Origin of the sequence: Amycolatopsis roodepoortensis (assembly GCF_014873915.1) — a bacterium.
Classification (GTDB): Bacteria; Actinomycetota; Actinomycetes; order Mycobacteriales; family Pseudonocardiaceae; genus Amycolatopsis; species Amycolatopsis roodepoortensis.
In genome coordinates, this window is the sequence record NZ_JADBEJ010000008.1 from 193,115 (window position 1) to 207,613 (window position 14,499).

At 69.9% G+C, this 14,499-nt stretch carries 15 protein-coding genes; 10 read left to right on the forward strand and 5 right to left on the reverse strand.

Annotated elements, in window-relative coordinates; genetic code table 11:
- The first annotated feature begins 109 nt into the window (after window positions 1–109).
- The 5 genes from H4W30_RS38540 (at window position 110) to dnaB (ending at window position 5,230) form a co-directional block, all read left to right on the forward strand.
- Window positions 110–514: a hypothetical protein gene (locus tag H4W30_RS38540; RefSeq protein ID WP_192747253.1), complete on the forward strand. Its 405-nt coding sequence runs from the start codon at window positions 110–112 to the stop codon at window positions 512–514.
- The gene (locus H4W30_RS38545; RefSeq protein WP_192747254.1) at window positions 514–1,113 is read left to right on the forward strand and encodes a DUF3558 domain-containing protein; all 600 of its coding nucleotides are present in this window, start codon (window positions 514–516) and stop codon (window positions 1,111–1,113) included. The genes H4W30_RS38540 and H4W30_RS38545 overlap by 1 nt, the downstream gene beginning before the upstream one ends.
- A 3-nt stretch (window positions 1,114–1,116) precedes the next feature.
- Complete coding sequence (locus H4W30_RS38550; protein WP_192747255.1) at window positions 1,117–2,451, forward strand: PPE domain-containing protein; 1,335 nt, start codon at window positions 1,117–1,119, stop codon at window positions 2,449–2,451.
- Window positions 2,452–2,547: 96 nt separating this feature from the next.
- Window positions 2,548–3,345 (forward strand): ESX secretion-associated protein EspG, encoded by a 798-nt coding sequence (locus tag H4W30_RS38555; protein WP_192747256.1) that lies wholly within the window; start codon window positions 2,548–2,550, stop codon window positions 3,343–3,345.
- A 475-nt stretch (window positions 3,346–3,820) separates the two neighbouring features.
- On the forward strand, window positions 3,821–5,230 hold the full coding sequence (gene dnaB, locus H4W30_RS38560; protein ID WP_007032313.1) for a replicative DNA helicase: 1,410 nt from the start codon (window positions 3,821–3,823) through the stop codon (window positions 5,228–5,230).
- A 17-nt stretch (window positions 5,231–5,247) separates the two neighbouring features.
- On the opposite strand, the gene H4W30_RS38565 is transcribed toward dnaB, so the two are convergent.
- Both H4W30_RS38565 and H4W30_RS38570 read right to left on the reverse strand, forming a co-directional pair.
- The gene (locus tag H4W30_RS38565; RefSeq protein ID WP_192747257.1) at window positions 5,248–6,027 is read right to left on the reverse strand and encodes an alpha/beta fold hydrolase; all 780 of its coding nucleotides are present in this window, start codon (window positions 6,025–6,027) and stop codon (window positions 5,248–5,250) included.
- Between the two features lie 156 nt (window positions 6,028–6,183).
- Window positions 6,184–7,299: an FAD-dependent oxidoreductase gene (locus H4W30_RS38570; RefSeq protein WP_192747258.1), complete on the reverse strand. Its 1,116-nt coding sequence runs from the start codon at window positions 7,297–7,299 to the stop codon at window positions 6,184–6,186.
- Window positions 7,300–7,368: 69 nt separating this feature from the next.
- On the opposite strand from H4W30_RS38570, the gene H4W30_RS38575 reads away from it, so the two are divergent.
- Both H4W30_RS38575 and H4W30_RS38580 read left to right on the forward strand, forming a co-directional pair.
- Window positions 7,369–8,052, forward strand: a complete 684-nt coding sequence (locus tag H4W30_RS38575; RefSeq protein ID WP_192747259.1) for a TetR/AcrR family transcriptional regulator — start codon at window positions 7,369–7,371, stop codon at window positions 8,050–8,052.
- A gap of 37 nt (window positions 8,053–8,089) precedes the next feature.
- Window positions 8,090–9,265 (forward strand): serine hydrolase domain-containing protein, encoded by a 1,176-nt coding sequence (locus H4W30_RS38580; RefSeq protein ID WP_192747260.1) that lies wholly within the window; start codon window positions 8,090–8,092, stop codon window positions 9,263–9,265.
- A gap of 10 nt (window positions 9,266–9,275) precedes the next feature.
- Here the strand turns inward: H4W30_RS38580 and H4W30_RS38585 are convergent, their stop codons facing one another.
- On the reverse strand, window positions 9,276–10,229 hold the full coding sequence (locus tag H4W30_RS38585; RefSeq protein WP_192747261.1) for a helix-turn-helix transcriptional regulator: 954 nt from the start codon (window positions 10,227–10,229) through the stop codon (window positions 9,276–9,278).
- Between the two features lie 85 nt (window positions 10,230–10,314).
- Here H4W30_RS38585 and H4W30_RS38590 point away from each other — a divergent pair, with 85 nt between their 5' ends.
- Window positions 10,315–10,686, forward strand: coding sequence for a VOC family protein (locus H4W30_RS38590; protein WP_192747262.1), 372 nt, complete (start codon window positions 10,315–10,317; stop codon window positions 10,684–10,686).
- On the opposite strand, the gene H4W30_RS38595 is transcribed toward H4W30_RS38590, so the two are convergent.
- Window positions 10,662–11,090, reverse strand: a complete 429-nt coding sequence (locus H4W30_RS38595) for a MarR family winged helix-turn-helix transcriptional regulator (RefSeq protein WP_192747973.1) — start codon at window positions 11,088–11,090, stop codon at window positions 10,662–10,664. The genes H4W30_RS38590 and H4W30_RS38595 overlap by 25 nt on opposite strands.
- Before the next feature lie 123 nt (window positions 11,091–11,213).
- On the opposite strand from H4W30_RS38595, the gene H4W30_RS38600 reads away from it, so the two are divergent.
- Entirely contained in the window at window positions 11,214–11,984 is a 771-nt protein-coding gene (locus H4W30_RS38600) for a dioxygenase family protein (protein WP_192747263.1), read from the forward strand.
- On the opposite strand, the gene H4W30_RS38605 is transcribed toward H4W30_RS38600, so the two are convergent.
- Window positions 11,981–13,147, reverse strand: coding sequence for an MFS transporter (locus H4W30_RS38605; protein ID WP_318780752.1), 1,167 nt, complete (start codon window positions 13,145–13,147; stop codon window positions 11,981–11,983). The genes H4W30_RS38600 and H4W30_RS38605 overlap by 4 nt on opposite strands.
- A 91-nt stretch (window positions 13,148–13,238) precedes the next feature.
- Here H4W30_RS38605 and H4W30_RS38610 point away from each other — a divergent pair, with 91 nt between their 5' ends.
- Complete coding sequence (locus tag H4W30_RS38610; protein ID WP_318780753.1) at window positions 13,239–14,429, forward strand: ROK family transcriptional regulator; 1,191 nt, start codon at window positions 13,239–13,241, stop codon at window positions 14,427–14,429.
- Window positions 14,430–14,499: the final 70 nt, after the last annotated feature.

Below are 14,499 nucleotides of genomic sequence, written 5' to 3' on the forward strand. Positions count from 1 at the left end.
CGCCCTTTGTTTTACGGGGAACCCCACCCCGCCGGGCCACGTCTTAAGCTTGACTGGGGATCAAGGCATTATCGAGACTCGACGTCGAGGCACGGGGAGATCTGGACGCATGGCTTACGACAGCAACGCCGAGCAGAACCGGCAGGAGAAGGTCACGGTCTCCGCGCCCGCCAATCCGGACAAGCCGGCGTCGGCCGGGGGTGGCGGCGGGTTCACCTTCGACAAGGACAAGATCGACGGCATCATCAAGAAGTGGACGGATCTGCAGGTCGAGCTCAAGCGGGACTACGCCGACGCGAACCTGATGGCGAACGTCAAGGCGCCGGGCAAGGAGTTCGCGAGCGGCGACTGGGAGAAGCTGGCGAACCCGTCGGGCAAGGCGTTCCTGGAGCAGAACCAGAAGATGCAGGACTACGTCAAGAACTACATCGACCAGCTGACCGCCGCCAAGCAGAAGATCGCCACGAACGAGGCCGAGACCCAGGCTTCGCTCAACAAGCACAAGGCCGTGTGATGCGACGTTCCCTCGTTCTCCTCCTCGCCGCGGGCGCGCTGGTCGCCGGCTGTTCCGGCACCAAGAACGGCACCGCCTCGTCGGAGCCGTCCTATACGACCGGGGCCGGTGCCTCGAGCGCGTCGAGCGGTTCGTCCGGCTCCGCGCCCAAGGTGTCCAACCCGTTGAAGACCTCGTCGATCGAGAGCGACGCCTGCTCCGCGCTTTCCGCGGCGAAGCGGACCGAGCTCGGTCTCGGCGAAGGCGAGCAGCGGACCACGAGCGTCGGGCCCGGCTGCTCGATCTTCGCCGCCGACGACCGGCTGAACCAGATCGAGATCAGCCCGGTGCTCGCGAACAAGAACGGCCTCAGCGACGTCTACGACACGAAGGCCAATGACGAGTACTTCGAGCCGACCGAGGTCGCCGGGTACCCGGCGGTGTACGCCGCCGCGGTCGACGGCCGCAAGAGCGGCAAATGCGGCCTCTTCGTCGGCGTGACCGACCAGCTGGCCGTGAACATCCTGGTGCAGTACGACAACGGGCCGGGCGCGAGCGATCCGTGCCCGGTCGCGCTCAAGGTGGGGGAAGCGATGATCGAGACGTTGAAGGAGGGCTGACGCGTGTTCCTGCTGCCGATCATCGCCGGGTACTCGGCCTACAACCTGGCGACCACGAAATCCGGCGACTTCGAAGCGTCCGGCGGCGATCGCAAGATCGACTGCTACAACATCTGGGAGAAGATCGTCACCGGTCCGGGTACCGGGTCGATCCAGGAGGGCCAGGCCGCGGCGACGCGGCTCAAGGCCGGCTACCAGGAGCGGCTGACCACCATCGACAACCTGTCGAAGGAGATGGACGCCGCCTGGACCGGTAAGAGCGCCGAAGCCGCGCAGCAGTCCGGCGCGCATCCGCTGCGGGCGTGGATGGAGGACTCCGGCAAGAAGCTGGTGGACTCCGACAAGTACCTCGGCGAGCAGAACACCGCCTTCACCACGGTGAAGGCGAAGGTGCAGCAGGTCCCGAAGGAACCGCCGAAGAACAACCTGCTCAACTCCATCACGCCGTGGACCACCGACACCGACCGCGCGATCCGGGACTACAACGAAAAGGGTCAAGCGAACGTCGACGCGTTCAACGAGTACTTCAAGGCCAGTTCCGAGAACGGCAAGAAGCTGCCCACCTACTCCAAGATGGAGGGGCAGAACACGAACGTCGACGTCAACGGCGGCGGTGGAAACGGCAAGGACAAGGACGGCAACGGGAACGGCCAGGGCGACCGGAACGGGCACAACGGGATGCCGGGCATCTCGACCCCGCCCGGTTCGATGCCGAGCATCCCCGGTTCGGGCACGCCGAACATCCCCGGTTCGAACATGCCGGGTATCGGCACGCCGGGGTCGAACCTTCCGGGCAGCAACCTGCCGGGGTCGAACCTCCCCGGGTCCAACCTGCCGGGCTCGAACCTGCCCGGCGGGCAGTTCAACCCGAACATCCCCGGCAGCAACTACAAGCCGCCGTCCTGGGACGACGGGACGAACGCGTCCGGCTACACCCCGCCGAAGATCCCCGGCGCCGGCGGCTTCGGCCCGGGTGGCGGCGGAGGCGGTGGCGGTGGTGGCTTCGGCGGCACCGACATCCCCGGTGCGGGCGGCTTCGGCCCGGATGGTGGCTTCGGCCCGGGGTTCGGCCCCGGTGGCGGCAGCGGCGCGGCCCTGCCCGGCAACGCGGGGGCGATGGGCGGCGCCGGCATGGGCGGCGGTGCGGCCGGTTCCGGTGCCGGAGCGGGCCGTGGCGCCGGCGGGATGATGGGCGGCATGGGCGGTATGGGAGCCGGTGGCGCCAGGGGCAAGGGCGCCGAGGACGAGGAGCGCAGCTCCAAATTCCTCGTCGGCGACGACCCCAACGAGATCTTCGGAACCGACGAACTCACCGCACCGCCGGTGATCGGCGAGTAGTCGTCACGAGCGGGCCGGGCGCGTGCCAAGATTGGGGCGCGCCCGGCTTGTCTTGTTCCGGGCTGGACGAACAAGAACGACTAGGGGGCAGTTCCGGTGCTGGACAAGCAGGTCACGATCACGACCGGCACCCTCATCACGCTGATCCGCCGCCGCGGCGGCGAACCGCACACGATCCTGTCGGAAACGCCGACCTGGTTCGACGAGGACGCGCAGCGGGCCGAGGACGAGCGGACCAACGAGGAGCTGGCGAGCCAGGGCCTCTTCGGCGCGAGGGGGCTGCACCCCGGGTTCAAGGCGACGCTCGAAGCGATCGCCAGGCCGTCGCTGGAGTACTACGGCTGGATCGATGGCGGGTTCGAGGGCAAGGCGCTGAGCTTCACCCTGCTCGCGGGGAGCGCCGGCGGCGAGGGCTTCGTCCTCGCGCGGCACAGCGAGCACGATGGCATCGCGCTCGCTTCGGTGCGGCCGGAAGAGCTCCTCACCGAGTTCCTCGACCAGATCCCGAAGCTCGCGCCGGGGCGCGGGCGGCCGGTCGCCGTCCCGAAGAGCCAGGTCGATGCGCCGCGCTCTTCGTCGACCGCGCAGGAGGAAGGCTTCGAGGTCCTTCGCAGCGGAAGGCAGAGCGCCGGCAGCCAGGAGGCCGACGAGCTTCGCCGCATCCTCGCGTTACGCCGTTTGGGGAGTGGAAGCCTCTACGTCGCGGCCCGCGGCCGGAGCGGCGCGCGGCAGCGGATCGAACGCCCGGTGAACTACATCGATACGACCGAAGGCCGGTGGCTGACCGAAGAGGTACCGGGGAGTGGCGAACCGCGGATCGCCTTCACACCCGCCGACCAGCAGGTTCTCGGAGAACGACTACGGAGCGCACAGGGCAGGTTGTTCGCGTCCTGAATCCGGCTCCGTTCAGCCGGGCGGATGACCCCTCTACTCTCCGTGTCATCCATCCACAGGGCACTCCTGTGCGCCCGCGTGCGACACGCCGAACGACGAGTTTTACCCGACACGCCGTGGCGAGTTGAATAAAGTTCTCCACAGTGTCTCCACAGGCCCTGACCAGCACTTTTGTCAGACCATCCCATCGTTGCCCACAAGTTGTACACAGGCTCCGGCCCACCTGTGAAGAGTTGCCCCCAGTCATCCCCAGGTTGTCCACAGGGCGGTCCCCAGGCGAAATTGCGCTCGTCCTTTCGGGGGGCCTACCGTGCCCGCCGGGCCGGTACGCACCGTGGTGGTCGTCCGGCCGAGAAGGGGAGCACAGGGGAGCGCCGGACGTCGCGGGAGGGGCAGGCGGGCGCGGACGGACCGACCGGGGAAATTCTGGCATAATCGAACGCGTGTTCGATGTCTTGAGGAGGTGGCAGCAGCGGTGGCGCTGACCGACGACCGCAATCCGATGTACGCGGAGTCCGACCCGGGTCCCGGCGACCCCGGTCCGCGTGGCGGCGAGTACGACCGCCAGCCCCCGCAGGACATCGCGGCCGAGCAGTCCGTGCTCGGCGGCATGCTGCTGTCGAAGGACGCCGTCGCCGACGTCATCGAAGCCCTCGGTCCCGACGATTTCTACCGTCCCGCGCACCAGGCGATCTACGACGTCATCCTCGATCTCTACGGCCGCGGCGAACCGGCCGACCCGATCACCGTCTCCGCCGAGCTGGAGCGTCGAGGCGAGCTGGGCCGCGTCGGCGGCGCCCCGTACCTGCACACCCTGATCGCGACGGTGCCGACGGCGGCGAACGCCGGGTACTACGCCGAGATCGTCTCCGAGAAGGCGGTGCTGCGGCGCCTGGTCGAGGCGGGCACCCGGATCGTGCAGTACGGCTACGGCGCGGCCGCGGCCGACGGCGCGAACATCGACGAGGTCGTCGACCGCGCGCAGGCCGCGATCTACGACGTCACGGAGCGGCGCACCAGCGAGGACTACGTCGCCCTGGAAGAGCTGCTCCAGCCGACCATGGACGAGATCGACGCGATCGCTTCGCGCGGCGGGCAGTCGCAGGGCATCCCGACCGGGTTCGCCGATTTCGACGATCTGACGAACGGTCTGCACCCCGGCCAGATGATCATCGTCGCGGCGCGGCCCGGTGTCGGCAAATCGACTTTGGGACTCGATTTCGCGCGTTCGGCGTCCATCAAACACGGTCTGACCAGCGTGATCTTCTCGCTGGAAATGAGCAGGACCGAGATCGTCATGCGCATGCTCTCGGCCGAGGCTCGGATCCGCCTGGCGGATATGCGCGGTGGCAAGATGTCCGATGACGACTGGACACGGCTCGCGCGCCGCATGAGCGAGGTCTCCGAGGCGCCGCTGTTCGTCGACGACTCACCGAACATGACGATGATGGAGATCCGCGCGAAGGCCCGGCGGCTCAAGCAGCGCAACGACCTCAAACTCGTCGTCCTCGACTATCTCCAGCTGATGACCTCGGGCAAACGCGTCGAGTCGCGGCAGCAGGAGGTCTCGGAGTTCTCGCGGCAGATGAAGCTGCTGGCCAAGGAGATCGAGGTCCCGGTGATCGCGATCAGCCAGCTGAACCGTGGTCCCGAGCAACGGACGGACAAACGCCCGATGCTGTCCGACCTTCGTGAGTCCGGCTCGCTGGAGCAGGACGCGGACCTCGTCATCCTGGTCAACCGCCCCGACGCCTGGGAGCGGGACGACCCGCGCGCCGGCGAGGCGGACCTGATCATCGCGAAGCACCGTGCCGGGCCGACGGCGACGATCACCGTCGCGCACCAGCTGCACTACAGCCGCTTCGTCGACCTGTCCCACGACTAGCGAGGAAGCACCGCGAGTCAGAGAAGGAACTCGAAGACGTCCTTGGTGAAGCGGCGATCGCTCATCACGGTGTGGTGCCGTCGTCCCGGATAGACCTTGAGATCACCGCGGCGGGTCTTGTCGGCCAGCCGCTCGGCGAGTTCGAGCGGGTAGAGGGCGTCCTGCGAACCGGCGATCACCAAGGTGGGCGCGATGATCTCGCCGAGCCGGTCTTCGATGTCGAAAGCGTCCTCGGCCCGCAGCATGGCCACCATGCCGTCCGGATCCGCCGGGCGGCCGGAGGCCAGGCCCAGCAACCCGGCCAGCAAGGCCCGTCCCGGCAAGGAATCCGCGACGGTGGGCGCCAGCGCCATGGCCGCGGCCCGGTGCCGTCCGGCGGCCAGCAGATCCGCGTACCGGCGCTGGACGCGGCGGCCTTCCTCACCGAGCCGGGTTCCCGCGGCGCCGATCACCAGCCGTCGCACCAGGCCGGGATGGTCGACGGCGAACTGCAGCGCGAGGCAACCGGCCGTGGACACGCCGAGCACGTCCACCGGCCGGTCGAACCGCTGTCGCAACTCCTCCGCGTGGTGGGCGGCGAGATCGGCCATGGTGACGCCGGGCCGTAGCCCCGGCCGCCTGCCGACCGTCAGCACGGTGAACCGCTCGGCCAGCGGTTTGAGGGACCGCACCTCCGCCCAGCGGGCGAACCCAGTGGGGTTGGCCGAGTCCGGCAGCACCGACCGGAAGACCACGAGCGGGCTCCCCGCGCCGAATTCGAGATACGGGGCGCCACCCGCCAGTACACCTTCGCGCATGGTCACTCCTTGGCGATCCCGGCGGGGCCGACGAGGTCGTCCAAGGAGGTCTTGCGCGGGCCCTGCGCGGCGAAGAGGTCGCGTCCGGCGGGGGTCGGCAAGCCTGCTCCTCTTCGACTATGAACGAAATGACTTTCCGTTCATAGCATCTCGGCCTCAGTCCGGTCGGAAGAACGCCAGCATTTTCCGGGCGGCGTCCGGGGCGGTCAGGAGTTCGTGGACCTGCGCGGACATCCGGGCGGCGGCGCCGGCGCGGTCGAACATCTCGCGTTCGTACTCTTCGACGGCGGCGGGGAAGTCGTCCGGATGCGCGGCCAGCGCGATGCCGAGCAGGGCGCCGTCGAGCAGCGCCAGGTTGGCGCCTTCCCCCACCGGCGGCATCAGGTGAGCGGCGTCGCCGAGCAGGGTGACATCCGGTGCCGACGGCCAGGTCAAGCCGACCGGGAGAGCCGCGATCGACCGTGGCACCACCACGTCGTCGCAGGCCGCGATCAGGTCGGTGAACCGGGCGTCCCAGCCGTCGAGTTGCCCGATCAGCCACGCCCGGGCGGCGGCCGGATCGTCGAGCGGCATCCCGGCGGTGGCGAACCAGTCCTCGCCGGTGCCGTAGAAGCTGAGGCCGACGCGCACGGTGCCGTCGCCGTTGCGCTGGGCCGCCAGGGATTTGCCGTCGCCGAGCGCCCAGTAGGTGCCGCGCCCGACCATCGCGGCGAGGTCGGGATGGGTGCGGTCGATGTCGGGAATGCGGAGCTCGACGAAGTTGTGGCCGAGATGCGCCGGGCGCGCGTCGGTGAGCAGCGGCCGGACGCGGGAATGCGCGCCGTCGGCGCCGACCAGCAGGTCATACGTCGCGGTGCGCCCATCATCGAAACGCAGCACGCCGTCTTCGGCGGACTCGAAGGCGTGTCCCCAGCGGACCGTGTGTTCGGGGAGGGAGTCCAGCAGCAGATCACGCAGGTCGGCGCGGTCGACCTCGGGTCGCTCGAAAGGGGCGTCGTCGGGGGTGTCCTCCTGCAACAGCAGGGTGCCGTCCGGTTCGAGGAGCCGCATGTCCTGACCCTCGCCGCGGGCGATCTCGGTGAACCGGTCGAACAGGCCCGCTTCGCGCAGCGCCCGCTGGCCGGTGTCGGCGTGGATGTCGAGCATGCCGCCTTGGCCACGGGCGTCACGCGAGGTTTCGCGTTCGTACACGACGGCGTCGATGCCGTTGACGTGCAGAACTCGGGCGAGAGCCAGGCCGCCGGGACCCGCTCCGATGATGGCGATGGTCATGATCGCCCTCCTTCGATACACCGTATTGGTCAATACACTGTATCGAGCAATGCGGTGTATTGTCACCGCATGGTGGTGTGGGAGCGGCCGGAGCCGCCGAGTCGTCCGGCGCTGACCCCGCTGAGCCGGGAGCTGATCGTGGGGGCGGCGATCCGGCTCGCCGACGCGGACGGCCTGGACGCGGTGTCGCTGCGCAAGGTCGCCACCGCGCTGGACGCCGGCCCGATGCGGCTGTACGGCTACATCGAGAGCAAGGAAGAGCTGCTCGACCTGATGGTCGACGCCGTCCACGCCGAGATCCGGCCGACCGGCGAAGGCTGGCGGGAGGTACTTCGATCGCTCGCGAACGCCATGCGGCACGCGGTCCATCGCCACGAATGGCTTGCCGACCTGCTCGGCGGCAGACCACAGCTCGGGCCGAACGCGCTGGCCACCTCGGAGGCGGTGATGGCGGCGCTGGGCGAGGTCGGCGTCGACGCCGCGATGCCGGTGGTCTCGGCGGTCAACGCGTACACGATCGGCGCGGTGCGCCGGGAGATCGCCGAGCGCCGGGCGGAACGGGCCACCGGCATGGACGAGAAGAAATGGCAGGCCACCCTCGGCCCCTATCTGACCCGGACCTTCGCCACCGGCAAGCTCCCCGCGCTGGCCACGGTGGTGCGCGACGCGGTCCACCTGGACGCCGACGAGACCTTCCGCGTCGGCCTCGGCTTCCTCCTCGACGGCATCGGAGCCCGCGTGTCAGCGCCGTGACCGTCCCGTGTCAGCGCGATCCGCGAACGTGATCGCCATGACCAAGACACTGAAGACCTTCCGCCGCATCGGCCTCACCGCGCTGGCCGCCGCACTGCTGACGGGCGTCGCCGTGCCTGCCGCCTCCGCCGGGCAGGACCGCCCGGAATTGCGTCAGGTCGCCCAGGAATTCGTCGACGCCGGGTTCGGCGGGATGCAGTTGCGTGTCCGCGACGAGCGAGGCGAATGGACCGGCAGCGCCGGGGTTCGCGAGCTGGGCGGCACCGCGAAGCCGCCGACCAACGGCCACTTCCGCGTCGGCAGCACGTCGAAGAACTTCACCGCGACCCTGGTGCTACAGCTCGTGGCCGAGGGCAGGATCGGGCTCGACACCCCGGTCGCCGGTTTCCTTCCCGAGTTCGGGCTGGACTCGCGGATCACCGTGCGGATGCTGCTGCAGCACACCAGCGGGCTGTTCAACCACACCGGCCAGTACCACCCGGACGGCACGGTCACGCCGGGAATCCCATGGGCGGGCAAGGAATGGGTGGACAAGCGATTCCACACCTATCAGCCGGAGGAGCTGGTCCGGCTGGCGGTGTCCAAGCCCCCGGTCTTCGAGCCGGGCGGTGGCTGGAGCTACTCCAACACCAACTACGTCGTGGCCAGGCTCCTGGTGGAGAAGCTCTCCGGACGTCCTTTCGCCGACGAGCTGGACCGCCGGATCCTGCGGCCGCTCAAGCTGCGTGACACCTTGTCGCCGGGCGCGTGGGCGGGGATGCCCAAGCCGTACGCCCACGCCTACTACCGCTACGAGGACGCCGGGCAGTGGAAGACGATCGACGTCACCCACCAGAACCCGTCCTGGATCTCCAGCGCCGGCGACATGATCTCGACGACCAAGGATCTCCAGACGTACTTTTCCGCGCTGCAGAGCGGAAAGCTGCTCCCGTCCTGGCTGATGGCCGAGATGCGCGAGACGCACCCCGGCAGCGAAAGCCTTTACGGCTTCTACGGTCTCGGGCAGTTCACGCAGGACCTGGGCCCGGGCTGCGGCACCATCGTGAACCACAACGGCAGCAACAACGGTTACGCGGCACTGATGTACAGCTCGCCCGACGGCAGCAAAACACTGACCGCGTCGATCACCGCGGGCGATTCCGCCAAGGACCCGTTGCCGTCGTACCCGGCGGCGCTGGACAAGCTCGTCCGGACGGTGTTCTGCGGCAAGTGAACACGACCGGTCAGCGCGCCCGCTCGGCCAGCCTGGCCGCCAGCGCGCTGACCAAACCGCGGAGTTCGGCCGGCCGTTCGATGACGAACGGCCGGTCGAGTGCGGCGAGCCGCGCCGGGATCCAGTCGAGCCGTTCGGCCCGGATCCGGGCGCGGACCTGGTCGCCGTCCGGTTCGAGGGTCGCCACGGACGGCGGGAAGACGGCACGGATCTCCTCGGCCGGTGCCTGGATCCGCACGGAGACGTCGTGCCGGTACGGCGTCTCGGCCAACGCGGTCAGCACTCGCCCGGCCGGGTCGAAGTCGTCGGGAACATCGAAGGTCCCGGGCCGCGGCTCCGCCGACTTGATCCGGTCGACGCGGAAGGTGCGCACCTCGCCGCGGGCCGAGTCGAATCCGGTCAGGTACCAGCGGCCGGAATGCGCCACGACGCCATACGGATGGACGACGCGTTCGCTGGCGCCACCGTGCCCGGCGAGGTACGCGATCCCGACCGGCTGCCGGTCGCGGGCCGCCTCCGCGAGAGTGAGCAGTACTTCGGCCTCGGCTGACAGGGCTTTCCTGGCCGGTGCGGTGAAATCGGCGGTCTCGAGCAGCGCGTCGAGCCGACGGCCCAGAGGTTCGGGAAGTACCCGGCGGACCTTCGCGACAGCGCTCTCGACGGCCGCGACCGACGTGGTGATCAGCCCGGCACGCCGGCCCGCGACCAGGCCGAGCAGGACGGCCAACGCCTCTTCGTTCGTGAGCATCAGCGGCGGCATCCGGTAGCCGGGGGCCAGCCGGTAGCCGCCGTACCGGCCGCGCACCGAGCGGACCGGGATGTCCAGGTCGACGAGGTGTTCGGCGTAGCGGCGGACGGTGCGTTCGTCCACGTCGAGCCGCCCCGCGAGCTCCGCGACGGTGCGCGTCCCGCCGCTCTGCAAGATCTCCAGCAGTGCGAGCACACGGGCGATGGGCCTGGTCACACCGGAAAGAATACCGGGCGGATCCTGCCCGGTATTGCTCCTAGCGTGGCCGGTGTCCCGCTTTCCGGCACCGAAAGGACCAGCCATGCAGTTCGTTTCCGTCCGCGTGATCACCCATGACGTCGCCCGCCTCGCCGGCTTCTACGAAAAGGCGACCGGCCTCGCCGCGCGCCGGCGTTCCGAGCAGTTCGCCGAACTCGTCGGGCCGTCGTGCACCTTGGCGATCGGCAGCGCCGAGACGATGCGGCTCTTCGGCGCGGGAGCCGCGGTGCCCGAGTCGAACCGCACCGCGATCCTCGAGTTCCGCGTGGAGGACGTCGACCGCGAGTACGAGCGGCTGGCAGGCCTGGCCGAGATCGTGCAGGAGCCGACCACGATGCCGTGGGGGAACCGGTCGCTGCTGTTCCGCGACCCCGATGGCAACCTGGTCAACTACTTCACGCCGAGTGCCCCGTAGTTCCGGACGAACGCGGTCAGCAGCCGCGCGAACTCGCGGCGGTCGTCGTCCGTCCAGTCCGCCATCACCTCGGCGAACACCGAGCGGCGGAATTCGTGCATCCGCGTCACTTCGGCGCGGCCGGTCTCGGTGAGCACTAGGACGGCGCGGCGGCCGTCGCGCTGATCGGCTTCGCGCCGGAGGAAACCGTCCTCGACCGCGCGGGCGACGAGACGGCTCGCGCGCGGCTGGTCGATGGTCAGCGCCACCGCGAGGCTGGTGACGGTCCCCGGTTCGCCGCTCTCCTCGGCCGCCTCGACGGCGTCGAGGAGCCCCTGGATCGCCTGGTCCGGCATCGTTTCGGCGCGGTCGCGGGCGAGCTTCGACAGTGATCGCCGCGCCTGGCTCCGCCGGATGGCGATCATCGCGCGTTCCACGTCGGCCACGGCATCGCTGTTCACAAGGCGAGTATCCCCGCCGGGGAATAAGGCGGAATCCGGTGGCGTCGTCTATCCTGGTAGTTGAAAGTTCAAACACCTGGAGCTGACATGACGCCGGTGCTCTATCTCAGCCACGGCGCGCCGCCGCTCGCCGACGACGCCACCTGGACCCGCCAGCTCGCCGGCTGGTCGGCGGACCTCGGGAAGCCGAAGGCGATCCTCGTCGTCTCGGCGCACTGGGAAGAGGCACCGCTGACCCTCGGCGCCACCACCACGGTGCCGCTGGTCTACGACTTCTGGGGTTTCCCGGATCGCTACTACCAGGTGGAATACGCCGCACCCGGCGCTCCCGAACTGGCGGACAAGGTGCGGAAACTCCTGCGCTCGTCCCAGACGCCGGTGCACGACGCGCCCGACCGCGGCCTCGACCACGGCGCGTACGTCCCGCTCGTGGAGATGTACCCGGACGCCGACATCCCGGTGCTGCAGGTGTCCATGCCGTCGCTGGACCCGCGGGAGCTGTTCGACCTCGGCCGGAAGCTCGCGCCGCTGCGCGACGAAGGCGTGCTGATCATCGGCAGCGGCTTCTTCACCCACAACCTGAGCGCGATGCGCCAGACCGACGGCACCGACGGAGTGCCGCCGTCGTGGTCGAGCGAATTCGACCACTGGGGCGCGGAAACCCTGCGCCAGGGTGACCTCGACGCGTTGCTGGACTTCCAGCACAAGGCACCCGCCGCGGCCATCGCGCACCCCCGGATCGAACACTTCGCGCCGCTGTTCGTCTCGCTCGGCGCGAGCTCTTCGGAAGGAAAGGGCGAGACCGTCATCGACGGTTACTGGTACGGCCTCGCCAAGCGTTCCCTCCAATTCGGCTAACGGGATCGAAGAACGCCGGCTCCCGCCACCAGGCCGAGCGCCAGCAGCGTGACCACCGCGAACGACACGGTCAGCGACGTCAGGTCGGCGATCCCGCCGATCAGCGACGGCGCCACGAGACCCGACGAATAGGTGATGGTCGCGACGCCCGCGATCGACTGGCTCGGCGTCGGCCCGCTGCGTCCGGCCGCCGCGAAGGCGAGCGGCACGACGACGGAGACGCCGAGCCCGATCAGCGCGAAACCGGCCATCGCCATCACCGGGTGGACGGCGAAGACGACCAGCAGCCCGCCCAACGTCGCGAAGACGCCGCCCGCGCGGACGGTGTTGACCGAGCCGAAGCGCCGCACCAGCGCGTCGCCCGAGAGGCGGGCGATCGCCATCGTGCAGGTGAACGCGGTGGTCGACGCGGCCGCGATCCCCGGCGAGGTGCCGAGGACGTCACGCAGGTAGACGGCGGACCAGTCGAGGCTCGCCCCTTCGGCGAAGACGGCACAGAACGCGACGGCACCGATGATCACGGCCGACTTCGGCGGCAGCGCGAACCTCGGCGGCGGGTTCTCGTCCGGTGCGCTGCGGACGTCGAAGACGCCCTGGCAGATGAGCGCGCCGGCGACGGTGAGCACGGCCGACGCGATCGCGAAGTGGAGCCGGGCGTCCATCCCGGCATGCGCGGCGAGCGTGCCCGCGGCGGAGCCGACGAGCGCGCCCGTGGTCCACATGCCGTGCAGCCCCGACATGACCGACTTGCCCATCCGCTCCTCGACGTCGACGCCGAGGGCGTTCATCAGCACGTCGGAGGTACCCGCCGCGGTGCCCATGACGAACAGCGCGAGGCACAGGGTGACGAGGTTTCCCGCCAGGGCGGGGAGGATCAGCGCCAGCGTCCAGTACGCGAGCAGCAGCCGGAGCCCCAGCCTGCCGCCGAGGCGGTGCCCGATCCGCGCGGCGAGCGGCATGGTGAGCGAGGCACCGATGGCGGGGAAGGCGAGCGCGAGGCCGAGCTGGCCCGCGCTGATCCCCGCGTGTTCCTGGATCCACGGGATCCGGGTGGCGAAACTGCCGGTCACCGCGCCGTGCACGGCGAAGACGGCGGCGATGGCGATCCGCGCCTGCCGCACCCGCCGCGTCGGCCCGCCGACGGTTTCCACTGTGTTGGTCACTGGGCCCCCAAGGTCCATGAGACGACTCGACGGACGTCAGCGTAAACTATCAGGAAGGGAACCTGATAATTAATTCTGGGAGGATCTGCCGGTGAGTGTCATCCGGATGCCGTCCGCCTCCCCGAGCACGGCGCGTGCCATCAACGATCGCCTCGCCCTCGACCTCCTTCACCGCGAAGGCGCGCTGACGGCCGCCCAGCTCAAGACGTTGACCGGGCTTTCCCGGCCGACAGTGGCGGACCTCGTCGAACGCCTGCAAGACGCCGGGCTGATCGAGATCGTCGGCGAAGCGGGCGCGGAACGCCGCGGCCCGAACGCGAAGCTGTACGGCATCGTCGCCGACCGCGCGTATCTCGCCGGCCTCGACGTCCGCACCCACGGCCTGGCCGTCTCGGTCGCGGACCTCCTTGGCCGGACCCGGGCGGAGGCGTCGCTGCCGTTCGACCTCGACGTCGACACGGACGTGGCCGTCGAGCGGGCGATCGCCCTGCTGGAGGCCACCACCGCCGAGGCGGGCGCGACCGAGCTGCACACGGTCGCCGTCGGCGCTCCCGGCCTCGTCGACCCGGCGACCGGCGGCCTGCGGCACGCCGGGGGATTGCCCGCGTGGCACGGGAAACTCGTCGACGAACTCAGGCGACGGCTCGGTGTCCCGGTGCTGCTGGAGAACGAGGTCAACCTCGCGGCCGCCGCCGAACAGCGGCTCGGCGCCGCCCGCGACCGGGACACGTTCGTCCTGCTGTGGCTCGGTTTCGGGGTCGGCGCGGCGGTCGTCCTCGACGGTTCGCTGAGGCGGGGCGCGTCGGGCGGCGCGGGGGAGATCGGGTTCCTGCCGATGCTGGGCCCCGGACGGCTGCCGACGGCGACCGACTGCGACGGCGGCTTCCACACCCTCGCGGGAAGCGCCGCGATCTGCGAACTCGCCCGCGCGCACGGCATCCCGGCTTCGTCGGCCGACAACGCCGAAGCGGCCGAGGCGGCTGTCGGGTACGCGATCGACTCGAACGCCGAAGGGTTTCTGGAGATCGTCGCGGAGCGGATCGCGATCGGTGCCGCCGCGGTCACCGCGGTCCTGGACCCGGGCTTCCTCGTGCTGGGCGGGGAGATCGGCCGCGCCGGTGGCGACGCGCTGGCGGCGAGGGTGAGCCGGCGGCTCTCGGAGATCTCGCCGCTGCGGACCGAGGTCCGAGCGGGCACCGTCGGCGGGAGCGCGGTGCTGGAGGGCGCGGTGCTCACCGCGATGGGCGCCGCCCAGGACGCGCTTTTCACCCCTGGGGGCTGAACCGAACACAAAGCGGGCCCGGAGTCGGTGACTCCGGGCCCGCTTCGGTCATTCAGTGGCGTTAGCCGAC